Below are 22,316 nucleotides of genomic sequence, written 5' to 3'. Positions count from 1 at the left end.
GCTGAAAATTGTCATATCGTGTGGATACAATGAATTTAAAATGTAGTCAATCAAAAACTTGAGTTAAAGGTAGGTGGATTGAACGGAGGTTGAGGCAACTGGAATATTTACATCAATATTATATTGTGCTTCTTATATTTGCAAGTCTCAATTTGAAGGATTGAATTGCGCTTGGAATGATTTAAGTCAGCCAAAATCCAAGGCGTAATAGGACTAAATAACGACCTTTTTTGCATGAAAGATGGAGGATATATCCGAAGTCATCGCAAGTTTATCATTTCACAATAGCGTTACACGATAAAAACATAAAATCATTTTTAAATTCGATATATTTCATGGTACACTTTATACAATACAATTGCTCAAATGTTTCAATAGAGGGACATATCATTAAACAGCGAAGTATTACACCAACACTTCAATTCTCCTAATTTGATGATACCTTTAGTAGTTAACGCTTCAGTTAATGAATAGGTAAAAGTGGAGAATGATAGAGGAGTAGAACAAATGTGAACAAAAGAAAAACATCTCGATTCACTTATTTCATCATGAGTGTTTCAATTATTGCCATATTCGTAAGTGGTTGTTATTTATACTATCAGTTTAAACATTTGAATGAAGAGGATCCGTTGACGATTCAAGATAGGAAACAACAGCGACAAGCGCATACAGCTGAAAAATCACAAGAAATCAAACCACTTGAAACAATCGTTGATCAACAAAATCCTGTATTTAATATGATTGATCGGTATTTAGAAAGTGTCCAATTCAATGGAACTATAGCGGTGTTTGAAAATGGTCATTTAAAAATGGATAAGGGGTATGGTTATCAAGATTTTGAAAAACAAAAGAAAAATAGTCCCAATACGGTTTATTTAATTGGTTCAGCTCAAAAGTTTTTAACGGGTATCATCGTTAAAAAGTTAGAACTTGAAAATAAAATCCATGTTGAAGATTCAGTGTCAACCTATATACCTGACTTTCAATTACCACAAGATGTAACGATTAAAGACTTACTAATGCATCAAAGCGGTTTTTATAAATATCAAGGTTCAGATGATATTTCAGATTTAGATGGGGCGATTAAAGCCATTGAAGCACGTGGTATCGACCCTAAATTTTATCACAAACATTTTTATAACGATGCCAATTATCTTGTGTTGGCTAAAGTGATCGAAAATGTAACAGGACAATCTTATGTTCAAAATTATTATCGTTATATTGGGAATCCATTTAGATTAATGCATACGAGCTTCTTTGATGATGAACGGTATAAAGAGGATATGGCGAAAGGATATCGATTAGATAAAAAGACACACAATGTTGTCTTTCGAGAGCCGCATTATTTAAATCAATATTATGGTGCGGGGAACTTATATATGTCAGCACACGATATGGGTGTGTTGGTGAGAAAGTTACAGACGAATCGTATATTTCCTGAAAAGATTACCTTACCATATATTCACGAATTCATGACGCCACGTTATCCTGAAAAATATCGTTACGGTTTTTATGTATATAATAATTTCAACCGCATCAATGGTATTTTCTTCGGACAAATATTTACGACGTATTACAACGATAAATACATTATTGTGTTAGGTACGAACTATGATCAACCTAAACCGAACAACAACGAAGCACGTATTAAGCATATTTATTTTGACATTTTAAATCAGCATGCGATTATCAATCAGCCTGGTATCACAGTGCCAGTGCCGAAATCGTCATAAATCGACACAATAAAAACGCAATGAATCTCATCATCAAAGGTTCGTTGCGTTTCTTATTATAGTTTCATGATAGCACTTTGAAGTAAATAAGGTTGTTCATATTTTAGCGTGAGGTACTGGATAAATTGAATACATTTGTCATATGCTACTGCTTGCATGTCAAGTTGTTTGAGTAAAGTGGTATACCTTTCTTTTTCTGAGGGTGTCGCGATTTTTTTGAAATAACCCCATAAATGTTGGAATGTATTCATAAACGCGGGATGTTCAATTGGTTTTATTAAAATCTCTTGAATGGTTGCGTCTACCACTTTAAAAGAGGCGCCTTGTTTGATTAGTGCTTGAATTCTTTGATAGTCCTTATAGTTACGCATCATGACGTTGTATTTTTGATAGCGCCAAGTATGTTGAATTTTCGTCGTTTCTTTCATTTTACACCTCTTATGTATAATAAATGAGCCAATGATCCTCAATGTAATGCCCATTAATCTTACGTGCATTTTCTTCTAAAGCTAGAAATTCGAACCCAAAGTTATCATAAAAAATTTTTGCGGCAATGTTGTTTGATGCGACAGAGATGAAGATGTTTTCAATGCCATTCTCTTTGGCGTGAGGGATGAGGACTTCTAATAATTGTTGGGCAACCCCTTCACTTCGATATTGAGGTACAACATATAAATGTTCAATGACTGCTTTATGACGTTTCGTAAGCTGTGAATTGTAGTTAAGCTGAATGAAACCGACTAATGCATCAGCGTCAAATGCACCTAATAGTACTGTGCGTGCCTGATTATCTGGGTGAAATAAAGCAGCGATGTCTTCAGGTGTGAGTTCAACTTCATAATGATTGGGATTTGTTTCAATCAGTTGCGCGTCGTTGATGAGTTGTTTAAATTGATTCAAATCGTTGTGCGTCAATATTTTTATCATTGCGCCACCTCCAGTTTACTTCAATCCGATATCTCACTATTAATCATAAACAAATAAAATTGTAAATTCAACGTTATTTAAGAATTTTCTGAATTCAAAAAACATATTTATACAAATAATGCTGTTTATCTTTATTAAAATTTACCTTTCAATCCATATCGTGTCGTGTTTAAAGACAGTGTGAATAAGCAAGACAAGTTAAAGGTATGATAGCAGTGAGTGAACAAAATTCGGTATCATATCAATAATGGTGGCACATGTGAGTGATGTGGTTCAGCATTTTCCTAATGAAAAGAGCAATCCCACTATGAAAGTAGCATTGCTCTTGGAGGTTGCTGAAAGCGTCTCGATTGATGAGTCTCCAATGACTCGGAAATTGAGATTTGACATAGCAAACTTTATTAATATTTTAAGAAAATGACTTAATCTTCAACTGTCACATTCATGCTGAACTCGATATTACCATTTGTTGCTTTTGAATATGGACAGAATGCATGTGCTTCCTCTAAGCATTTTTCGGCATCTTCTTGTGACATGTTTTTAACTTTTGCTTGAATGTCTACACCTAACATTGGGCTTTCTGAATTAGGGTCATCCATTAATTTCACTGTTAAATCTACGACCGGTTCAGCTTTACGGAAACCGTTACGTTTTAAAATTAAATCAAATGCACCATTGAAGCATGACGCATAACCTGTCGCAAATAATTGCTCAGGATTTGTTTCGTCCTCTTTCGCGTTATCTGGTGGTGCTAATCTAAATTCTAATTTATTGTCATCTGTTTGGACGTGCCCTTTACGTCCGCCAGTGTTTGTTGCAGTTGTTTGATAAATAATACCCATCATGAATACCTCCTTATTTTTAATGCTTCATCCTATGATTTACCCGATGAAATAGTTTTTTAATCATCACACCTTTTCAAGATAAAAAGAATAGGCTATAGTTATTTTATTCAGAATTAACTGACATTTGTAGTGGGAGGAATGAACAATGACAAAAATTTTAGTGTTTGATGTAAGGGAAGACGAGTTACCAGCATTAGAACAATGGAAAGCAGCGCATCAAGATGATGTTGAGGTGGAATTGATTGAAGCACAATTGGATGCGTCACATTTGGTAAAATTAGCGGACGTGGATGGTATTTCAATTTCGCAAACGACGCAATTTGATAGCCAATTTTATAAAGTGTTAGCAGAAAATGGGATTTTTCATATTGCGCAACGTTCGGCCGGCTACGATCAATTTGATTTAGAGGCCGCAAATCTTGAAAATATTAAAATTAGTAATGTACCTAGTTATTCGCCACAATCGATTGCTGAATTCGCTGTGACACGTACGTTAGAGTTAGTGCGACATACGGCACAAATTGACCGTAATATGGCTCAAAATGATTTTACGTGGAATCTAAATTTACAGGGTCGTACGGTGGAATCCTTGAAAATTGGTGTGTTAGGCACAGGGCGTATTGGAAGTCGTGCAGCTAAAATATTTAAAGGATTCGGTTCAGAAGTTTTGGCCTATGATATTGCACCGGATGAAGCACTAAACGATGTTGTGACATATGTAGACAGTCTCGAAAAACTCATTTCACAAGTCGATGTGTTAACACTTCATATTCCTGGTTCTAAAGAAAATCATTATTTGATTAATGAAGATGTTTTAAAACAAGCGAAACCTGGATTGTTACTCATTAATGCCGCACGTGGCAGTGTAGTGGACACGACAGCGTTAATCCGCAGTATAGAAGCGGGGCATGTCGCAGGAGTAGCCATTGATACGTATGAAAATGAAGGGGCATACTTCAGACATGACTGGGGCGGCCGCGAATTAGAGGATGAGACTTTAAAGGCGCTATTGAATCATGAAAAAGTATTGCTCTCACCACATGTCGCATTTTATACTGATGAGGCTGTGAAAAACTTAGTCGACATTCCATTAAATGATGTTTTATCATTTATTCGTACTCGACAAGCAGAAAATATTGTTAATCCATAAAGAGAAAAGGTGAAACAGAATTGAAAACACAAATTGTTGCGAGCTTAATGCCTTTAAGCCCTACATTGACCCCTGAGGAATTGCATGATATCGAACGTTACGCGAATGATTTCGATATTCTTGAGTTGCGCATTGACGGGATTCCTAATTGTGAAATAGCGGTGGTTGAAAAGATGGTTCAACAAATTGTCGCGCTTCCCGTTACATTTGAGTTGCTAGTGACGTATCGAACGTCTCAACAAGGGGGTAAGGGCATATTATCAACAGATGGGTATTTACAGTTATTGCGTCGGTTAGCCTCGTTAGACAAAATTGACTTTATTGATATTGAATGGGAACCTGATCAAGATGCACGTCGTCAAGTGGTTGAAGCGATTCATCAAGGTGGAAAAGTGTCGATTGCGTCTTATCATAATTTTGAAATGACCCCTACGATAGAGGTGCTTAAGAAGACGTATTATCATATGTCAAAACTAGGAGCGAATCATTTAAAGGTTGCAGTGATGCCCAAGACACGACAAGATGTATTAACATTGTTACAAGCATTGAGTGAGGCAAACGAAGCGTTACAACAATGGGTGACAGGGATTTCGATGGGGCAACTCGGACTGATTTCTAGAACGGCACAAAACACGTTCGGTGGTGCGTTGTCTTATGGTGCATTGTCTGACAGTGTCGCACCAGGACAGCTTCATGTACAAACGTTAGCACAAGTATTGCCGCTATACAGTTTATTTGAAAGTTAAAATACTGTCGTTTATAATTGATAATGATTATCAATAATTGAGGGGTAGATAGGAATGGAACTTCAAGAAGCGATTAAATCAAGAAGAAGTATAAAGAAGTTCGAAAGAGATATGTATATCGATGAGTCAGCTTTAAAAAAAGCAATTTATGAAGCGGCAGATGCACCTAATCATGGTATGCGAGAGCCTTGGCGTGTCGTGTATGTACCAAAACATAAACTGGGCGAGATGAGTCGTGAAGTGTCACGTTATGCCTTTCCAAGAGATCACGAAAAGCAACAAAGTCATTATGATGCGGTAACGAACTTGGGTGGCTTTCTTGCGATTGTGATGAAATGTGACGCAAGACAACGAGAAGAGAATGAAAACTATCTTGCAGTCGGTGCTTTTGCGCAAAACCTGCTTCTATTACTGTATGAAAAAGGTATCGGGACATGTTGGAAAACACCAGAATATATTTTTAAACCTAAAGTGCGTGCGGCGTTTGGTGTAGGTCCAGATGAAAAGTTGATTGGTTTTCTGTATTTAACAGATTTAAAAGAGGAAGACAAATTTCGTAAAGTACCGCGTAAAAACAAAGCGATGATTACAGAGTTTTAAAGGGGACTGTATTGTTTTACATTGTTGAGACTGCATCTTCAATCAATGTGAAGGATTTGTATATTAAAATAGGAAGAGGCTAGGGCACAATTGAAAGTACTCCTAGCCTCTTTCTACGATATTTGAAAACTAGCCTAAACTTTCAGCCAAATAGCTTTCGACTTGTTCAGGTGACTTAGCATTTGCAGAATGTAAGTGGTGCAGCTTTTCGCCATTTTGGAAGATTAAAAGACTCGGAATACCCATCACTTCATATTGCGTTGCTGCGTCTTCTAATTCATCACGATTAACTGCATACCATTCGTATTGGTTATATTTTTCAACGATTGGGTCAATCCACATATCCATCGCCCTACAGTCAGGGCACCAACCGGCTTCGAATTTAATGATGACAGGTTCGTTACTTTGAATCACTTGATTGAATGCATCCATAGTTGTAATACTTTGCATGTTAGACCTCTCCTTTTAACTGATAAGTAACGATATTATAACGAATTTTATAAGAGAAGTCACCCGTACAAATTGGTGAACAGATTTTGGGACGTACAGCGCACACTCCAAAAATCGTTCTGAAGTTAACTCAAAAAGTAATCGTAGTGACGGTAATCAATTTATTGCTATTTATTTGTTATAGCGCAAAAGTTGTATATGTTGAAGTTTGCATGCTAAAAATACAAGCATTTTAAATAATAATTTGTTATATTTAAATTAATTTGAACGAGGAGGTTTAATGATGATTAAATTTTATCAATATCCAAACTGTACAACTTGTAAAAAAGCGGCCAAGTTTTTATCAGATAATGGCGTGAGCTTTGAACCTATTGATATTACACAACATACACCGACAAAAGAAGAGTTTCGTCAAATCATTCAAAAATCAGATTTAGAAATAAAAAAATTCTTCAACACGCACGGTGCAAAATATAAGGAATTGAATTTAAAAGACCGATTAGGTGAGATGAGTGATGAAGAAAAATTAGAATTACTCGCATCTGATGGTATGTTAGTGAAAAGGCCACTTGCGGTTTCTGGTGATACGGTCACAGTTGGTTTTAAAGAAGCCGACTATCGTGACATTTGGGTGTCATAAAATAGTTGATTGAACCGTTGCAATGTGTCATGATTAACTTGTAACCGTAATCATTAAATAGGAGGGGATTCAAGTGGCAGTGCCAAGTGGATTAAAATATTCAAAAGAACATGAATGGGTAAAAGTTGAAGGAAATACTGCAATCATTGGTATTACTGACTTTGCACAAAGCGAACTTGGGGATATCGTTTTCGTTGAGCTTCCAGAAGTAGAAGACGAATTAACAGAAGGCGAAACTTTTGGTAGTGTAGAATCTGTTAAAACAGTATCTGAGTTATATTCTCCAGTATCTGGTAAAGTCGTTGCAGTGAATGAAAACTTAGAAGATGCACCAGAAGCAGTTAACGAATCACCATACGAGGAAGCTTGGATGGTTAAAGTTGAATTGAAAGACGAAAGTGAACTAGACGCATTATTAGATGCAGCTGGTTACGAAAAAATGATTGGCGAATAATATCAAAATGAGAACTCCTGGGTAATTTAGTTATCAAGGAGTTTTTTATACTCAAATATTTTTTAGAAGGTGAAGACCATGACGATGATCCATAAGGTTATTGTTGTTGAAGGGAAATCTGATAAAAAACGTGTTCAAGAAGTGTTGTTAGAGCCTGTCGAAATTATTTGTACTCATGGCACGATGGGAATCGAAAAGTTAGACAATATGATTGAATATTTGTATGATAAACAAGTCTACATTTTAGTCGATGCAGATGCAGAAGGTCGTCGCATTCGCAAATGGTTTACGACATATTTGAGTGAAAGTACTGGTATTTTCATAGATACAAAATATAGTGAAGTTGCCCGTTGTCCACGCGATTACCTCTCAAATGTATTGCAGCATTTTGACTTTAAGGTGAAGCAAGACTTTTATGTAAAAGGGAAGTATTCATATCATGAGTGTTTCAAAGCAATTGAACAATATATCTAAACATTTTGATCAAAGTGTACATCTGATTTTTGGTTACACACCGATGTGTGGCACATGTAAAATAGCAGAACGCATGTTGGATATCTCGAATGAAATCACCCAGTTGCCGATTGTAAAGTTAGACCTGAATTATCACCCTGAGTGGAGCCAAGAAAAAGAAATTCAATCGGTCCCTATTTTAATCATCATGCGCTACGATCAAGAAGTAGAGAGGCTCTATGCATTCCATTCTGTGCCGTACTTGCTAGAAAAATTTAAAAAAGTCATTGACGACAGTGAATGACGATGATAATATAATAATCAATCGAATAGTCAGAAAACTCTTATCCAGAGTGGCGGAGGGATGTGCCCTATGAAGCCCGGCAACCGTCTATATTATAGAAATGGTGCCAATTCACATAAAGCAACGATTTGCTTTTGAAGATGAGAGAAAAGCGTTTATATTGATGCTTTCTCTTTTTTCTTTAAAAGGGAAAGCATTTTTTATTCCAAATTTTTTAAAGTAGCAACACAGGGAGGAACAGTATGATCACACTTAAAAATATAGTGAAAAAGTACGAAAGCAAGACGAAATCTGTTACTGCTGTTGATGGTGTCAATCTTGAAATTGAAAAAGGTAAGATTTACGGCATTATTGGATTTTCGGGTGCAGGTAAAAGTACTTTAGTCCGTTTATTTAATCATTTAGAAAAACCAACCTCAGGGGAAGTGATTATTGGTGGTGACAATATCGGACAATTAAGTCCAGATGAATTACGACGAAAGCGTCAAAAGGTAAGTATGATTTTCCAACATTTCAATTTATTGTGGTCAAGAACTGTACTAGAGAACATTATTTTTCCACTTGAAATTGCTGGCATGCCGAAAAATGAAGCGAAAAGACGTGCACAAGAATTAATTTCACGTGTGGGCTTACAAGGTAGGGAACATGCCTATCCATCAGAATTGTCAGGAGGCCAAAAGCAACGTGTCGGTATCGCGCGCGCATTGGCTAATGATCCAGAAGTATTGTTATGTGATGAGGCAACAAGTGCATTGGATCCTCAAACGACCGATGAAATTTTAGATTTATTATTACAGCTCAAAACTGAGAAAAATTTAACAATTATAATGATTACACATGAAATGCATGTCATTCGTCGTATTTGTGATGAAGTGGCAGTTATGGAAAATGGCCGTGTAATTGAAGAGGGAAAAGTGTCACACATTTTCGAGCACCCACAACATCAAGTGACACGCCGATTCGTTCAAGAGGATTTGAAACCGAGTGATGATAGCGAGGATTTAGCAAAAACTTTTAAATTAGATAAAGATGAAGTCTTGGCTAAACTGATTTTTTCTGGTGAAAACGCAACACACCCAGTTGTATCACATTTAACCCAAAAACACGGCATTTCAGTGAATATTTTAGAGGGTAATATCAAGCATTCTAAAACGGGTACATTAGGTTATCTATTGTTACACATTGAACAATTTTCGAGTATCAACTTTGATCAAATTCAAGCAGAGTTAAGGGCGCAAAACGTTGAGATAGAGGTGGTTAGCCATGGGTAAAAGTTTTAGCGAAATCTTGCAAGAAATGATTACAATGCCAAATGTACGTTGGCCGGATGTATGGGAAGCGACGTACGAAACATTGTATATGACCGTTATTTCAACAGCGTTTTCATTTGTTTTAGGTTTAATCTTAGGTGTGATTTTATTTTTAACATCCAAGAGTGAAACGAAAATCGGACGCGTCTTTTACAACATTGTATCGTTCGTGGTGAATTTATTCAGGGCGATACCGTTCATTATTTTAATTTTGCTCTTAATTCCATTTACAAGTTTGGTGCTTGGTACGATTAGTGGTCCAACAGGGGCATTACCTGCATTGATCATCGGTGCTTCACCATTCTATGGCCGTTTAGTGGAAATTGCATTAAAAGAAATTGATAAAGGTGTTATCGAAGCAGCACGTTCAATGGGGGCAACAACTTGGAATATCGTACTTAAAGTGCTGATTCCTGAATCATTACCCGCGCTTATTTCAGGTATTACTGTAACAGCAATTGCATTAGTCGGTTCAACAGCGGTAGCCGGAGTGATTGGTGCTGGAGGATTAGGTAACCTTGCTTACCTTACAGGGTTCACGCGTAACCAAAATGATGTCATCTTAGTATCAACTATTTTAATTTTAATTTTAGTATTTTTAATTCAATTTCTTGGGGATTGGATTACAAATAGAATTGATAAACGTTAATGATTAAGGAGAATGTGGAATGAAAAGGATTTTATCAATTATTGTTATTTTAGCTTTAGCCATTGGACTTGCTGCATGTGGAAATAAGTCAGCAGAAAAAAAGGATGACAAAAAAATCGTTGTTGGTGCTTCGCCAGCGCCACATGCTGAAATACTAGAACAAGCGAAACCATTATTAAAAGACAAAGGTTATGACTTAGAAATTAAAACAATTAACGATTACACAACGCCAAACAAATTACTAGATGCTGGAGAATTAGATGCAAACTTTTTCCAACATACACCTTATTTAGATACTGAGAAAAAAGAAAAAGGTTATAAAATTGAATCAGCAGGTGACGTTCACATCGAACCAATGGCTGTATATTCTCACAAGTATAAGCGTTTAAAAGATTTGCCAAACGGTGCTGAAATTTTCGTTTCTAACAATCCAGCAGAACAAGGACGTTTCTTAAAATTCTTTGTTGATGCAGGTTTAATTAAAATTAAAGACGGTGTTAAAATTCAAAATGCAACATTTGACGACATTGTAGAAAATAAAAAAGACATCAAGTTTAATAGTAAACAAGCTGCAGAATTTTTACCAAAAACGTTCCAAAATGATGAAGGCGATGCGGTAATCATCAACTCTAACTTTGCAATCGAACAAAAATTAAACCCTCAAAAAGATTCAATTGCTGTTGAAAAAGGTGAAGACAATCCTTATGCAAACTTAATCGCTGTTAAAGAGGGCCATAAAGACGATGAAAAAATCAAAGCTTTAATGGAAGTGTTACATTCTAAAGACATTAAAGATTTCATTAAGAAAAAGTATGATGGTGCTGTATTGCCAGCAGAGTAAGGTGAGATGCACAAATATTTAATATGAAATAAAAAAACAACATGTGGTGTGATGGGGAAAGTCATTCAAATGGGCTAAACTTTCACACCCTAATCATTTAAAATAGGTCAGATGGGAGAGGAATGTATATGAAAAAATTATCTGTATTATTCATGGCAATTGCTGCATTCGTAGTTGTTTTAGCAGCCTGTGGTAAAGGAAATAATGAAAGTGATGATAAAAAAATCGTTGTTGCAGCAACACCGACACCCCATGGACAAGTCGCTAAAAAAGCTGGAGAAATCATGAAGAAAAAGGGCTATGAAGTTGAAATTCGCGAAGTCAATGATTATAAAATTCCGAACAAGTTATTGGATAAAGGCGATGTAGATGCCAACCTTTTTCAACACGTACCTTATCTAAAAGCTGAACAAAAGTCACACGGTTACCAAATTGAAGAAGTAGGTAAAGTGTTAACAACACCAATGGCTGTATACAGTAAAAAGCATAAAAGCTTAAAAGACTTACCAGACGGTGCTAAAATCTATATTTCAAACAATCCAGCTGAAGAGGGGCGTTTCTTATCATTCTTTGTGAAAGCAGGCCTAATCAAAATTAAAGATGGGGTTAAAATCGAAGACGCAAAATTAGATGATATTGTAGAAAACAAAAAGCATTTAGAGTTTGATAACCAACAAGGCGCAGAATTTTTACCAAAAACTTATAATAATGGTGAAGGTGATGCGGTGATTATGAACTCAAACTATGCAATCGATAATGGATTGAAGCCGTTGAAAGATTCGATTGCAGTAGAAGATGAATCATCGCCGTTTGCCAATATTTTAGCTGTTCAAAAAGGACACAAAAACGATGAGAAGTATCAAGAGTTCTTAAAAGCATTACAGTCAGATGAAGTGCGCGATTATATTAACAAAGAGTTTGATGGTGCTGTCATTCCTGCGAAGTAATGTTTTGGTTCGCATATTATATACAATGAGTTGGAGAAATAGGATGACTATTTAAAACGGGTGACACTTCCGGGATCAGCTGAAGTCTCAACGCGATTTGTCAATATATCGTTATTATTTTTATAGAAGACAGATGGGCTTTTCGGGGGCAGTACAGAAATCTTATATGTCACAAAGATTTCGTCGTACTGTCCCCGAAAGACTGGCTAGACTTCCAAAAGAACTATTCCGTTTTTCTTCCTACTAATAACATCAAAAAGCACACATGATCATAATGGTTCACGTGTGCTTTTAATTTATTTTGTTTCAACTTCGGAAGTAAATAGACCTAAGACGTAACTGATAACAAAACCGATAATGAGTGTTACGATAGAAACCAACCATGAGAGTCCTGATGTCGGTAGGCCTGGGAACACTGAGAAAAGTGAGCCGATGACAAGCCCTAATATCGCAGCATATGTTAAATACGTATAATGTTCAAGTAAAAATGTAATGATCTTACTTGCAATAACAAAACCGATGACGACACCGACGCCGACTAATAAAATGACAGGAAGCCCTTCAAAGTTAAAACGAACAGCTTCTGAAATAGAAAATGTCACTGTACTGTAGACGCCGAATAATAATAAAACGAACGAGCCTGAAATACCGGGCAGTAGCATCGCACTTGATGCACAAATCCCAGCTATTAAATATTTTATCAACATCGGTCCTGATACATCGATGTGTGAAGGTACAGCATGATTACTATCGCCTTTGAAAAATGCCATTGATGCTAAAATAATGACGCAGACAAGCATAACGAGCCAATGCTGAATCTGATATGTCTGTCTATATCTTGAGATGCGCAATAAAAATGGAATAATCCCTAGTATCAGTCCAAAGAAAAAGAACATAGTCGGGACAGGATGCTTCGCTAATAAGTAATTAATAACACTACTTAAAATACCGATTGCTAAGCCCATACCAATCACTATCGGTAATAAAAATAAAATACTCTTTTTAAAATTTTTTGAGAAAACACCACTTACAGATTGAATAAAATCATCATATATTCCGAGTAATAACGCAATTGTACCGCCACTTACACCTGGGATTAAATCACTGACACCCATTGCGAAACCACGAGGAATATTAGAAAGTTTAAATTTCGACATAATTATAATCCTTTCTTTTTTGTCCATACATCATAACATATTATACCCATTTTCTATTAGTGATAATATCATCTTGATTTGAATGAGAACAGAGTGCTTTTAATTATCAATAACGTTTCTAAAAAAGTTTGTAAGAATGATTCTTCTACAAACTGAATATATAACGCTAAACGGTTTATCAATCCCTTTATTTCAGTTATAATAAGCAACTAGATAGATTTGAAAACCTTTTGACGTTACATTAAAATTATTATAAACTAAACTATGGAATCTAACATTATTTTGGAGGGAATATTAATGCCATCAACATTAGAAATTAAAGACTTACATGTGTCTATTGACGATAAAGAGATTTTAAAAGGTGTTAACTTGACAATCAACACAGGGGAAATTCATGCCATCATGGGGCCAAATGGTACAGGTAAATCAACATTATCTTCAGCAATTATGGGCCATCCATCTTATGAAGTGACACAAGGTGAAGTGTTATTAGATGGAGTAAATGTTTTAGAATTAGAAGTTGATGAACGTGCCAAAGCAGGTCTTTTCTTAGCTATGCAATACCCATCAGAAATTACGGGTGTGACAAATGCGGACTTTATGCGTTCAGCAATTAATGCGCAACGTGAAGAAGGTAATGAGATTAACTTAATGCAGTTCATTAAAAAGTTAGACAAACAAATGGATTTCTTAGACATGGATAAAGACATGGCGCAACGTTACTTAAATGAAGGCTTCTCTGGTGGTGAGAAAAAACGTAACGAAATTTTACAATTAATGATGTTACAACCTAAATTCGCTATTTTAGATGAAATTGACTCTGGTCTTGATATCGACGCATTAAAAGTTGTATCAAAAGGAATCAATGAAATGCGCGGAGAGGAATTTGGTTCATTAATTATCACGCACTATCAACGTTTATTAAACTATATTACACCAGACCACGTGCACGTAATGTATAACGGCATCGTAGTGAAATCAGGTGGTGCTGAATTAGCAAAACGCCTTGAAGAAGAAGGTTATGAATGGGTTAAAGAAGAATACGAATCAGTAGTGGCAAACCAATAATCATCACAGGAGGAAATAATTATGACGACTGAAACATTAAATATTTCTGAAGCGCAACTTGTTGATTATTCACAAGCCCATAACGAACCTTCGTGGATGACTGAATTAAGAAAAAAAGCACTTCAACAAGTCGAATCTTTAGAAATGCCTAAACCAGATAAAACAAAATTAACGAAATGGGATTTTGACTCATTTAAACAGCATGAAACAGAAGGTGCTGTATATTACGATTTAAAAGAATTACCGAAAGAAATCGATCGTATTATTAACGTCGAAAACACTGAAAACTTAGTGATTCAACACAATAACACGCTAGCATATACAAAAGTCAATGAAAAAGCGCAACAAGACGGTGTGATTATTGAACACATTCAAGAAGCGTTAGTGAACCATAGTGATTTGGTAGAAAAATACTTCATGAAAGATGCAGTGACTGTTGATGAGCATCGTTTGACAGCGTTACACACGGCATTAATGAACGGAGGTATTTTCGTCTATGTGCCGAAAAATGTTGTTGTTGAACATCCGATTCAATATGTTGTGCTTCATGACGATGACAATGCAAGTTTCTTCAACCATGTTTTATTAGTGACTGAAGAAAGTGCTGAAGTGACATACGTAGAAAACTATTTATCAACAGCGAGTGGCGAAGGAAACCAATTGAATATTATTTCGGAAGTGGTTGCTGGCGCGAACTCTAACATTTCATATGGTTCTGTTGACTTTTTAGATCAAGGTTTTACAGGTCATATCATTCGTCGTGGTGTGACTGCAGCAGATGCCTCTATTCGTTGGTCATTAGGTTTAATGAATGAAGGCGACCAAATTATCGATAACACAACGAACCTAATTGGTGACCGTTCATCTTCTGAGCTTAAATCAGTTGTGGTTGGACGTGGTAAACAAACAATTAACTTAACATCTCGAATTGTGCAATATGGTAAAGAAACAGACGGCTATATCTTGAAGCATGGTGTGATGAAAGAGAATGCTTCTTCAATCTTTAATGGTATTGGTCATATTAAGCACGGCGGTTCAGGTTCATCAGCTAACCAAGAATCACGTGTGCTCATGCTTTCTGAAAATGCACGTGGTGATGCGAACCCAATTCTATTAATCGATGAAGACGATGTAGAAGCAGGACACGCAGCATCAGTAGGTCGTGTAGATCCAGAACAACTTTATTACCTTATGAGTCGTGGTATTTCGCAATCAGAATCAGAACGTCTTGTTATTCACGGTTTCTTAGATCCAGTTGTACGTGAATTACCAATTGAAGATGTTCAACGTCAATTACGTGAAGTGATTGAGCTGAAAGTAGGCAAATAATACAATTCAAGAAAGGTCTGTGATTGTAGTGGCCGATACAAAACTAAATGTAGAAGCAATTATTAAAGACTTTCCCATTTTGGAACAACAAGTCAATGGAAAACGTCTTGCATATTTGGATTCAACAGCAACAAGTCAAAAACCAAAGCAAGTGATTGACGCCTTGTCAGATTACTACGAGCGTTACAATTCGAACGTACATCGTGGTGTGCATACACTCGGTTCGCTTGCGACAGATGGTTACGAAGGGGCGCGCGAAACAGTCCGTCGTTTTATCCATGCGAAATATTTTGAAGAGATTATTTTTACTCGTGGTACAACAGCAGCAATTAATATGATTGCGCATAGTTATGGAGATGCCAATGTCGGTGAAGGTGACGAAATTGTTGTCACACAAATGGAGCACCATGCGAACCTCGTCCCTTGGCAACAACTTGCGAAACGTCAAGGTGCGACATTAAAATTTATCCCAATGGCAGAAGATGGTACGATTACGTTAGAAGCTGTGCGTGAGACAGTTTCAGAACGTACGAAAATTGTAGCAATCGCGCATGTTTCTAACGTATTAGGAACAATTAATGATATTAAAGCTATTGCAGAAATTGCGCATGAACATGGTGCGATTATTTCAGTTGATGGTGCACAGTCTGTTCCACATATGAAAGTAGATGTTCAAGATTTGAATGTTGATTTTTATAGTTTTAGTGGCCATAAAATGCTTGGACCAACAGGAATAGGTGTCCTTTATGGAAAACGAGAACACTTGAATCAAATGGAGCCTACTGAGTTCGGTGGCGATATGATTGATTTTGTGGACTTGTATGACAGTACTTGGACAGACTTACCGACTAAGTTTGAAGCAGGCACACCTTTAATAGCTCAAGCTATTGGCTTACAAGCAGCTATTGAATACATTGAGTCCATTGGCTTTGATGCGATTCATGAACATGAACAAGCTTTAACAACGTATGCCTATGAACAAATGTCACAAATTGAAGGCATCGACATTTACGGGCCGTCTAAAGACAAACGTGCAGGTATTATTACGTTTAATCTTAAAGATGTACATCCACATGACGTTGCGACTGCTTTGGATACTGAAGGTGTTGCAGTGCGTGCAGGTCACCATTGTGCACAACCATTAATGAAATGGTTAAACGTTTCTTCAACAGCGCGTGCAAGTTTTTATATCTATAATACAAAAGAAGATATCGATCAACTTGTCGAAGGATTGAAACAAACGAAGGAGTTTTTCTCATATGAATTTTAATAATCTAGACCAATTATATCGTTCGGTGATTATGGATCATTATAAAAACCCTCGCAACAAAGGTGTCATTGAAGACGGGACGATGACTGTCGATATGAACAATCCCACTTGTGGTGACCGTATCCGCTTAACATTTGATATTGCAGAGGGTGTCATTCGTGATGCGAAATTTGAAGGTGAAGGTTGTTCGATTTCGATGTCGAGCGCGTCGATGATGACTGAAGCGATTAAAGGGCATAGTTTAAAAGAAGCCATGCAAATGAGCCAAGAATTTACGAAAATGATGCTCGGTGAAGATTATGAAATCACTGAGGAAATGGGAGATATTGAAGCATTACAAGGTGTTTCTCAATTCCCAGCCCGTATTAAATGTGCCACACTTGCATGGAAAGCACTTGAAAAGGGTACTGTAGAAAAAGAAGGCAAAAGTGAAGAATAGTCGTTTGTGAGAACTTTTTACACAACGATTACGATAGAGTTGAAAATGAGTTGTCATAAGGCACTCATGAATGAATTAGAAATAGGAGTGATGATTGATGGCTAAAAAAGCACCTGATGTAGGCGATTATAAATATGGCTTCCATGATGAAGACGTATCGATTTTTAGATCAGAACGTGGCTTAACAGAAAATATTGTACGTGAAATTTCAAGAATGAAAAGCGAACCTGAATGGATGTTGGACTTTCGTTTAAAATCGTTAAAACAGTTTTATAAAATGCCAATGCCACAATGGGGCGGCGACTTATCTGAATTAGACTTTGACGATATTACGTATTATGTTAAACCGTCAGAGCGTTCAGAGCGTTCTTGGGATGAAGTGCCTGAAGAAATTAAACGTACTTTCGATAAATTAGGTATTCCAGAAGCTGAGCAAAAATATTTAGCAGGTGTATCTGCACAATATGAATCAGAAGTGGTTTACCATAACATGGAAAAAGAACTTGAAGAAAAAGGTATTATCTTCAAAGACACAGATACAGCATTAAAAGAAAACGAAGAACTTTTCAAAGAATATTTTGCATCTGTCATTCCAGCAGCTGACAACAAGTTCGCAGCATTGAACTCAGCAGTATGGTCAGGTGGTTCATTCATTTACGTACCGAAAAATGTGAAATTGGACACACCATTACAAGCGTATTTCCGTATTAACTCAGAAAACATGGGTCAATTCGAACGTACATTAATCATTGCTGACGAAGGTGCATCTGTAAACTATGTTGAAGGTTGTACAGCACCAGTGTACACAACGAACTCATTGCACTCGGCAGTTGTTGAAATCATTGTACACAAAGATGCGCACGTTCGTTATACAACGATTCAAAACTGGGCAAACAACGTGTATAACCTTGTGACAAAGCGTACATTCGTTCATGAAAATGGAAACATGGAATGGGTTGACGGTAACTTAGGTTCGAAATTAACAATGAAATATCCAGCATGTGTGTTACTTGGTGAAGGTGCAAAAGGTAGCACATTATCTATCGCTTTTGCGGGTAAAGGCCAAGTTCAAGATGCAGGTGCTAAAATGATTCATAAAGCACCAAACACATCTTCAACAATCGTTTCAAAATCTATTTCTAAAGACGGCGGTAAAGTAGTATACCGCGGTATTGTACACTTTGGACGTAAAGCGAAGGGCGCACGTTCAAACATCGAATGTGATACGCTAATTTTAGATAACCAATCGACATCCGATACAATTCCTTACAACGAAATTTTCAATGACCACATTTCATTAGAACACGAAGCGAAAGTTTCTAAAGTATCTGAAGAGCAATTGTTCTACCTCATGTCTCGTGGTATTTCTGAAGAAGAAGCGACTGAGATGATCGTAATGGGCTTCATTGAACCATTTACAAAAGAATTGCCAATGGAATATGCTGTTGAAATGAACCGTCTCATCAAGTTCGAGATGGAAGGTAGTATCGGATAAGCTGAGTAGGTATGGTTGAGCGATTTTGATTGTCGAAAACTACCTTTTTGATACCTCTTTATTTTGATTATGTTCAAAATAAAGAGGTATTTATTTTACACAAGTTTTTTTATGTCGCTACCTTAATTCAGAAAGGATAGACTATATGAAAAAGCTTATGATGATCAACACAAGTCACCATCAGTTTGGGTATGACGAGAAGCCGACTGGGTTAGTGTTAGGCGAACTTGTTCATTTTTATGACGCTTTCAATCGTGAAGGTTACACCATGGACATATATATTAATGGGAGTGACACGCCTATCGATTCAGTCAGTTTAAACAAATTGATGTTAGATCGTGCCACTAAAACATATTATGAAGGTGCACATTTTATGGCGTTATTAAAAAAATGCGCAACCTATTACTCACGCAAATCCAAAAATGTATGAAAATCATGCAGGTATTATGTGTGATTCATTTGCAATTTAGCTATCGTTCAGACACAATAATACTATGATTGCCGGTATGTATTTTCGGTGTATAAGGTTTGAGATGATAGGGAAGTAGAAATGATGTGCATGATATAGTAGGAGATAGGGTGAGACATTAAGCTTTCTCATCATCTTCTTTCTCATGTTTTTATTGCGCATTGTTAATTATAAAACAGTTGAAAAATGAAAATGGGTTTAACATATTGACTATTTTCTTATGCTAGAGATTAAGAGGGGGAACTGCTTAATGATCATTGCGATCATTTTACTCATCATTGTCTCTTGTTTCTTTTCGGGGAGTGAAACGGCACTTACCGCAGCAAACAAGGTCAAATTAAAATCAGAAGCGGACCAGAATCACCAAAGATCCGCGAAATTATTGAAGTTATTAGAAAAACCGAGTGAATTCATTACCACTATTTTAATTGGTAATAACATTGCGAATATTTTGTTACCGACATTAGTCACGATTTTAGCAGTAGATATAGGCCTAAGTGTCGGTATTGCGTCCGCGGTGTTAACGGTCGTCATTATCGTATTTGCTGAAGTGATTCCGAAATCCGTAGCCGCAACATTTCCAGATCCAATTGCACGTTTTGTATTTCCAGTGATACGCCTTTGTGTCATCGTATTTAAACCGATAACGGTCGTGTTGAATGCTTTAACAGATGGCATTAATCGTATATTGTCACGTGGACAAGAAAATCAAGGTATGTCCAAAGAAGAAGTGCGTACGATGGTGTCGATTGCAGGTACGGAAGGCGCATTTAACGAAATGGAACGGAATCGTATTCAAGGGGTTATGGATTTTGATCGTTTGAAGTTGAATGATGTCAGCAATACTCCGCGTGTGAATGTGACATCACTATCTGTAGAGGATACGTATGATGAAGTGTATGACATTGTGATGAACCATCCATACACGCGTTATCCAGTATATGAAGGCGATATCGATAATGTGGTAGGTGTGTTTCATTCTAAATATTTGTTAGCTTGGAGTAAAACACCCGATAAAGCAGTGACAGATTTCTGTTCAGAGCCGTTGTTTGTTTATGAACATAACCGTGCTGAATGGGTATTGAGAAAGATGACGGTCACACGTAAACATATGGCTATTGTACTTGATGAATATGGTGGTACAGATGCGATTGTGACACATGAAGATTTGATTGAAGAGATGTTAGGTATGGAGATTGAAGATGAGATGGATCGCGAAGAAAGCGATAAATTGAAACAAATCCGTTAAAGTGACATAAAAATATAGAAAATGGCTGGGAACATTTCATTGTGACCCAGCTTTTTTTAAAATTTAAGGTGACTTGACGATGTGGTGTAAAACAAAGGTGACAGAACAATGTCAAATTGACTATCCAATTATACATGTAGGAATGGCTGAGAGAATGACACCAGAACTCGTCGCAACGCGGTCAGTGAATTAGGTGGACTTGCGACGATTGGTACATGTTATATGACCTCGGCAGTACTCGAATAAGAAATTTTAAAAGTGAAAGCACGCACATCCAAGTCTTTTTCAGTAAATTTATATGTGCCAGAGTCATTTTCATATAAAGATGAAGCTGTGGCGGCGATGAACGACTTTTTAACACCATATCGCCCAGCATTAAATCTTGAACAACCAACAATTGGCGATACCGACCCTTCCATATGTGACATATTGATTGACATTGTCATTCAACAACACGTTTCGATTTGCAGTTCACTTTTGGAATTCCTGATGAAAAAACAATCAACCGTTTGAAAGCAGCCGATATCGTATTAATTGGTAGTGTGACAACCGGTGAAGAAGTCAAAGCAGTAGAAGCAGCTAGTTGTGGCACAAGGAAGTGAAGCAGGCGGTCACCGTACAACATTTGATGATCATCAAGAGACAACGCCATTAATTGGGACAATGGTATGCGCCCCTTAAGTGGCGACAACCTTTTTAACAATACATGAAAGCACCGCAAAATCAGTGTATAAACAAGTGATTTTAACAGTGTGGCAACAGATGCGATTCTGACACATGAAATTATTAGAAAACCTGCAAGAGCGCTTCACAATGCATGGATTCAGCATTTTCGCGAAAAAGGTACGGTCATTTTACCTTAGCCAATACAAAATGATTAAACGTAACATATTTGAGCTGCGGCAGGTATGGTAGGCGATGCAAACTGGATGCATATGTGGAGTGGTCAAGGTGGCCGTCTCGCGCAAAATCACGATGTGGCTAATTTTTTCAACCAATTGATTCAAAATGCACAGTCACAAGCTGAATAATTCAACATGTAACTGTGCATCATATGTGTCCGCTATACCGTATCGCCTGCAGTACGGTGTGCGAGCCATTCCAATAACATATTGAGATGTGTCGCGCCAGGATTAATACAATCCAAATGGTCTAAATAAGGTAAGGCATAGAGTGTTAAATATTGACCATGCTTGTAGTTTTCTTGGACATAGGAGAGCGTGGTATCCATATGTACGGAAGTGTCGTTAAACCCGTGTACAATGAGTGTATCGACATCAATAGGTGCTTGCATTAAAGGTGAGGCTGCACGCATCGTATGGGTTGAGCTAGAGTCAAAATATTCTGCTGCAGCGTCTTGTCCTAAATGTTGATGCAACGTGTAAAGGACATCTGTCACAGGTGCGAGTGCGACGATTTGATCGAATAACTCTGCGTTTAATAAAACGAGTTGTCCACCTACAGAATGTCCGATGCCAACCAGTTGTCGTGGTTGATAGGTAGAAGTTTTAAAATGTTGAATTGCTGCTGCCACATCGTCGCTCGGTATCGGCCATGGATGTGCTGTACCGCGACGATATTCCACATTGACTACTGCATAGCCAGCTTCAATCAATGTGTCAATCATTAAATCCATCATCGCTTTACTATATTTTTGTCTCCAATAGCCGCCATGAATGAGAACAATCCATGCTTGTGACGTTTTCTGTTCATTGTCATAAACGTCATAATGTTGGTCTTCATGTGCCCCGTAACTGATTTGTTTTACCATTATTAAAAACTCCTTTTTGC

The 22,316-nt window shown here is 37.0% G+C and carries 27 protein-coding genes and 1 riboswitch; of the genes, 21 read left to right on the top strand and 6 right to left on the bottom strand.

Annotated features, from left to right (window positions below; all coding sequences use genetic code 11):
- Positions 1-509: 509 nt before the first annotated feature.
- Positions 510-1,733 (top strand): serine hydrolase domain-containing protein, encoded by a 1,224-nt coding sequence (locus tag P3U61_RS09280; protein ID WP_014614465.1) that lies wholly within the window; start codon positions 510-512, stop codon positions 1,731-1,733.
- A 56-nt stretch (positions 1,734-1,789) separates the two neighbouring features.
- Here the strand turns inward: P3U61_RS09280 and P3U61_RS09275 are convergent, their stop codons facing one another.
- The 3 genes from P3U61_RS09275 to P3U61_RS09265 all read right to left on the bottom strand — a co-directional run bounded on the left by P3U61_RS09275 (position 1,790) and on the right by P3U61_RS09265 (position 3,502).
- The gene (locus P3U61_RS09275) at positions 1,790-2,161 is read right to left on the bottom strand and encodes a DUF1722 domain-containing protein (RefSeq protein ID WP_096533195.1); all 372 of its coding nucleotides are present in this window, start codon (positions 2,159-2,161) and stop codon (positions 1,790-1,792) included.
- Positions 2,162-2,171: 10 nt separating this feature from the next.
- Positions 2,172-2,660, bottom strand: a complete 489-nt coding sequence (locus P3U61_RS09270; protein WP_014614463.1) for a GNAT family N-acetyltransferase — start codon at positions 2,658-2,660, stop codon at positions 2,172-2,174.
- 422 nt (positions 2,661-3,082) lie between these two features.
- Positions 3,083-3,502 carry an Ohr family peroxiredoxin gene (locus tag P3U61_RS09265; RefSeq protein WP_031253630.1) on the bottom strand — a complete coding sequence of 140 codons (420 nt, stop codon included), beginning with the start codon at positions 3,500-3,502 and terminating at the stop codon, positions 3,083-3,085.
- 148 nt (positions 3,503-3,650) lie between these two features.
- Between P3U61_RS09265 and P3U61_RS09260 the strand changes: the two genes are divergently transcribed.
- The 3 genes from P3U61_RS09260 to P3U61_RS09250 are packed head-to-tail and all read left to right on the top strand — an operon-like array spanning position 3,651 to position 6,001.
- Positions 3,651-4,655, top strand: coding sequence for a D-2-hydroxyacid dehydrogenase (locus tag P3U61_RS09260; RefSeq protein ID WP_065520636.1), 1,005 nt, complete (start codon positions 3,651-3,653; stop codon positions 4,653-4,655).
- A 20-nt stretch (positions 4,656-4,675) separates the two neighbouring features.
- Positions 4,676-5,401: a type I 3-dehydroquinate dehydratase gene (gene aroD / locus P3U61_RS09255; RefSeq protein WP_014614460.1), complete on the top strand. Its 726-nt coding sequence runs from the start codon at positions 4,676-4,678 to the stop codon at positions 5,399-5,401.
- 54 nt (positions 5,402-5,455) lie between these two features.
- Positions 5,456-6,001, top strand: coding sequence for a nitroreductase family protein (locus P3U61_RS09250; RefSeq protein ID WP_014614459.1), 546 nt, complete (start codon positions 5,456-5,458; stop codon positions 5,999-6,001).
- A 129-nt stretch (positions 6,002-6,130) separates the two neighbouring features.
- Here the strand turns inward: P3U61_RS09250 and P3U61_RS09245 are convergent, their stop codons facing one another.
- Positions 6,131-6,451, bottom strand: a complete 321-nt coding sequence (locus P3U61_RS09245) for a thioredoxin family protein (protein ID WP_014614458.1) — start codon at positions 6,449-6,451, stop codon at positions 6,131-6,133.
- Positions 6,452-6,734: 283 nt separating this feature from the next.
- Between P3U61_RS09245 and P3U61_RS09240 the strand changes: the two genes are divergently transcribed.
- From P3U61_RS09240 to P3U61_RS09205, 8 genes are all read left to right on the top strand, one after another.
- Entirely contained in the window at positions 6,735-7,091 is a 357-nt protein-coding gene (locus tag P3U61_RS09240) for an arsenate reductase family protein (RefSeq protein WP_031253623.1), read from the top strand.
- A gap of 73 nt (positions 7,092-7,164) precedes the next feature.
- Positions 7,165-7,545 carry a glycine cleavage system protein GcvH gene (gene gcvH / locus P3U61_RS09235; protein WP_014614456.1) on the top strand — a complete coding sequence of 127 codons (381 nt, stop codon included), beginning with the start codon at positions 7,165-7,167 and terminating at the stop codon, positions 7,543-7,545.
- 78 nt (positions 7,546-7,623) lie between these two features.
- The gene (locus P3U61_RS09230; RefSeq protein ID WP_096533196.1) at positions 7,624-8,019 is read left to right on the top strand and encodes a toprim domain-containing protein; all 396 of its coding nucleotides are present in this window, start codon (positions 7,624-7,626) and stop codon (positions 8,017-8,019) included.
- Complete coding sequence (locus tag P3U61_RS09225) at positions 7,985-8,302, top strand: thioredoxin family protein (protein ID WP_065354455.1); 318 nt, start codon at positions 7,985-7,987, stop codon at positions 8,300-8,302. The genes P3U61_RS09230 and P3U61_RS09225 overlap by 35 nt, the downstream gene beginning before the upstream one ends.
- Before the next feature lie 37 nt (positions 8,303-8,339).
- Positions 8,340-8,449: riboswitch (SAM riboswitch) on the top strand.
- 95 nt (positions 8,450-8,544) lie between these two features.
- Positions 8,545-9,573, top strand: coding sequence for a methionine ABC transporter ATP-binding protein (locus P3U61_RS09220; protein ID WP_014614452.1), 1,029 nt, complete (start codon positions 8,545-8,547; stop codon positions 9,571-9,573).
- Positions 9,566-10,261 carry a methionine ABC transporter permease gene (locus P3U61_RS09215; protein ID WP_014614451.1) on the top strand — a complete coding sequence of 232 codons (696 nt, stop codon included), beginning with the start codon at positions 9,566-9,568 and terminating at the stop codon, positions 10,259-10,261. The genes P3U61_RS09220 and P3U61_RS09215 overlap by 8 nt, the downstream gene beginning before the upstream one ends.
- 19 nt (positions 10,262-10,280) lie before the next feature.
- On the top strand, positions 10,281-11,102 hold the full coding sequence (locus tag P3U61_RS09210; protein ID WP_014614450.1) for a MetQ/NlpA family ABC transporter substrate-binding protein: 822 nt from the start codon (positions 10,281-10,283) through the stop codon (positions 11,100-11,102).
- Positions 11,103-11,230: 128 nt separating this feature from the next.
- Positions 11,231-12,049: a MetQ/NlpA family ABC transporter substrate-binding protein gene (locus P3U61_RS09205; RefSeq protein WP_096533198.1), complete on the top strand. Its 819-nt coding sequence runs from the start codon at positions 11,231-11,233 to the stop codon at positions 12,047-12,049.
- A 296-nt stretch (positions 12,050-12,345) separates the two neighbouring features.
- Here P3U61_RS09205 and P3U61_RS09200 read toward each other — a convergent pair whose 3' ends face one another.
- A complete protein-coding gene (locus P3U61_RS09200; RefSeq protein WP_063278559.1) occupies positions 12,346-13,206 on the bottom strand; it encodes a polyprenyl-phosphate transporter PopT in 861 nt (286 codons plus the stop codon).
- Positions 13,207-13,503: 297 nt separating this feature from the next.
- Here P3U61_RS09200 and sufC point away from each other — a divergent pair, with 297 nt between their 5' ends.
- The 9 genes from sufC to P3U61_RS09155 all read left to right on the top strand — a co-directional run bounded on the left by sufC (position 13,504) and on the right by P3U61_RS09155 (position 21,556).
- On the top strand, positions 13,504-14,274 hold the full coding sequence (gene sufC / locus P3U61_RS09195; protein ID WP_014614447.1) for a Fe-S cluster assembly ATPase SufC: 771 nt from the start codon (positions 13,504-13,506) through the stop codon (positions 14,272-14,274).
- Positions 14,275-14,295: 21 nt separating this feature from the next.
- Positions 14,296-15,603 carry a Fe-S cluster assembly protein SufD gene (sufD, locus tag P3U61_RS09190; RefSeq protein ID WP_014614446.1) on the top strand — a complete coding sequence of 436 codons (1,308 nt, stop codon included), beginning with the start codon at positions 14,296-14,298 and terminating at the stop codon, positions 15,601-15,603.
- A gap of 28 nt (positions 15,604-15,631) precedes the next feature.
- Positions 15,632-16,873, top strand: coding sequence for a cysteine desulfurase (locus tag P3U61_RS09185; protein WP_014614445.1), 1,242 nt, complete (start codon positions 15,632-15,634; stop codon positions 16,871-16,873).
- Complete coding sequence (sufU, locus tag P3U61_RS09180; protein ID WP_014614444.1) at positions 16,863-17,312, top strand: Fe-S cluster assembly sulfur transfer protein SufU; 450 nt, start codon at positions 16,863-16,865, stop codon at positions 17,310-17,312. Before P3U61_RS09185 ends, sufU begins: the two co-directional genes overlap by 11 nt.
- A 97-nt stretch (positions 17,313-17,409) precedes the next feature.
- Positions 17,410-18,807, top strand: a complete 1,398-nt coding sequence (sufB, locus tag P3U61_RS09175; protein WP_014614443.1) for a Fe-S cluster assembly protein SufB — start codon at positions 17,410-17,412, stop codon at positions 18,805-18,807.
- A gap of 145 nt (positions 18,808-18,952) precedes the next feature.
- Positions 18,953-19,237, top strand: coding sequence for a type 1 glutamine amidotransferase family protein (locus tag P3U61_RS09170; protein WP_070407539.1), 285 nt, complete (start codon positions 18,953-18,955; stop codon positions 19,235-19,237).
- A 289-nt stretch (positions 19,238-19,526) separates the two neighbouring features.
- Complete coding sequence (locus tag P3U61_RS09165) at positions 19,527-20,525, top strand: hemolysin family protein (protein ID WP_014614441.1); 999 nt, start codon at positions 19,527-19,529, stop codon at positions 20,523-20,525.
- 258 nt (positions 20,526-20,783) lie between these two features.
- Positions 20,784-21,038, top strand: a complete 255-nt coding sequence (locus P3U61_RS09160) for a hypothetical protein (protein WP_049770162.1) — start codon at positions 20,784-20,786, stop codon at positions 21,036-21,038.
- Between the two features lie 395 nt (positions 21,039-21,433).
- Positions 21,434-21,556 (top strand): hypothetical protein, encoded by a 123-nt coding sequence (locus P3U61_RS09155; RefSeq protein WP_014614440.1) that lies wholly within the window; start codon positions 21,434-21,436, stop codon positions 21,554-21,556.
- A 32-nt stretch (positions 21,557-21,588) separates the two neighbouring features.
- Here P3U61_RS09155 and P3U61_RS09150 read toward each other — a convergent pair whose 3' ends face one another.
- The gene (locus tag P3U61_RS09150; RefSeq protein ID WP_110148606.1) at positions 21,589-22,296 is read right to left on the bottom strand and encodes an alpha/beta hydrolase family protein; all 708 of its coding nucleotides are present in this window, start codon (positions 22,294-22,296) and stop codon (positions 21,589-21,591) included.
- Between the last annotated feature and the right edge of the window lie 20 nt (positions 22,297-22,316).

The sequence above is a fragment of the Staphylococcus pseudintermedius genome (assembly GCF_034042775.1).
Taxonomy (GTDB): Bacteria; Bacillota; Bacilli; order Staphylococcales; family Staphylococcaceae; genus Staphylococcus; species Staphylococcus pseudintermedius.
Note: the sequence above shows the minus strand (reverse complement) of the source record. Positions and strands in the feature narration are given on the sequence as shown.

Coding starts and splice junctions, on each gene's coding strand:
- sufC (WP_014614447.1), top strand. CDS start 13,504: ATGCCATCAACATTAGAAATTAAAGACTTACATGTGTCTATTGACGAT.
- P3U61_RS09170 (WP_070407539.1), top strand. CDS start 18,953: ATGAAAAAGCTTATGATGATCAACACAAGTCACCATCAGTTTGGGTAT.
- P3U61_RS09260 (WP_065520636.1), top strand. CDS start 3,651: ATGACAAAAATTTTAGTGTTTGATGTAAGGGAAGACGAGTTACCAGCA.
- P3U61_RS09200 (WP_063278559.1), bottom strand. CDS start 13,206: ATGTCGAAATTTAAACTTTCTAATATTCCTCGTGGTTTCGCAATGGGT.
- sufB (WP_014614443.1), top strand. CDS start 17,410: ATGGCTAAAAAAGCACCTGATGTAGGCGATTATAAATATGGCTTCCAT.
- sufU (WP_014614444.1), top strand. CDS start 16,863: ATGAATTTTAATAATCTAGACCAATTATATCGTTCGGTGATTATGGAT.
- P3U61_RS09230 (WP_096533196.1), top strand. CDS start 7,624: ATGACGATGATCCATAAGGTTATTGTTGTTGAAGGGAAATCTGATAAA.
- P3U61_RS09165 (WP_014614441.1), top strand. CDS start 19,527: ATGATCATTGCGATCATTTTACTCATCATTGTCTCTTGTTTCTTTTCG.
- P3U61_RS09240 (WP_031253623.1), top strand. CDS start 6,735: ATGATTAAATTTTATCAATATCCAAACTGTACAACTTGTAAAAAAGCG.
- P3U61_RS09250 (WP_014614459.1), top strand. CDS start 5,456: ATGGAACTTCAAGAAGCGATTAAATCAAGAAGAAGTATAAAGAAGTTC.
- P3U61_RS09215 (WP_014614451.1), top strand. CDS start 9,566: ATGGGTAAAAGTTTTAGCGAAATCTTGCAAGAAATGATTACAATGCCA.
- P3U61_RS09205 (WP_096533198.1), top strand. CDS start 11,231: ATGAAAAAATTATCTGTATTATTCATGGCAATTGCTGCATTCGTAGTT.
- P3U61_RS09150 (WP_110148606.1), bottom strand. CDS start 22,296: ATGGTAAAACAAATCAGTTACGGGGCACATGAAGACCAACATTATGAC.
- sufD (WP_014614446.1), top strand. CDS start 14,296: ATGACGACTGAAACATTAAATATTTCTGAAGCGCAACTTGTTGATTAT.
- P3U61_RS09275 (WP_096533195.1), bottom strand. CDS start 2,161: ATGAAAGAAACGACGAAAATTCAACATACTTGGCGCTATCAAAAATAC.
- P3U61_RS09265 (WP_031253630.1), bottom strand. CDS start 3,502: ATGGGTATTATTTATCAAACAACTGCAACAAACACTGGCGGACGTAAA.
- P3U61_RS09220 (WP_014614452.1), top strand. CDS start 8,545: ATGATCACACTTAAAAATATAGTGAAAAAGTACGAAAGCAAGACGAAA.
- P3U61_RS09225 (WP_065354455.1), top strand. CDS start 7,985: ATGAGTGTTTCAAAGCAATTGAACAATATATCTAAACATTTTGATCAA.
- P3U61_RS09210 (WP_014614450.1), top strand. CDS start 10,281: ATGAAAAGGATTTTATCAATTATTGTTATTTTAGCTTTAGCCATTGGA.
- P3U61_RS09245 (WP_014614458.1), bottom strand. CDS start 6,451: ATGCAAAGTATTACAACTATGGATGCATTCAATCAAGTGATTCAAAGT.
- P3U61_RS09155 (WP_014614440.1), top strand. CDS start 21,434: ATGGTAGGCGATGCAAACTGGATGCATATGTGGAGTGGTCAAGGTGGC.
- P3U61_RS09270 (WP_014614463.1), bottom strand. CDS start 2,660: ATGATAAAAATATTGACGCACAACGATTTGAATCAATTTAAACAACTC.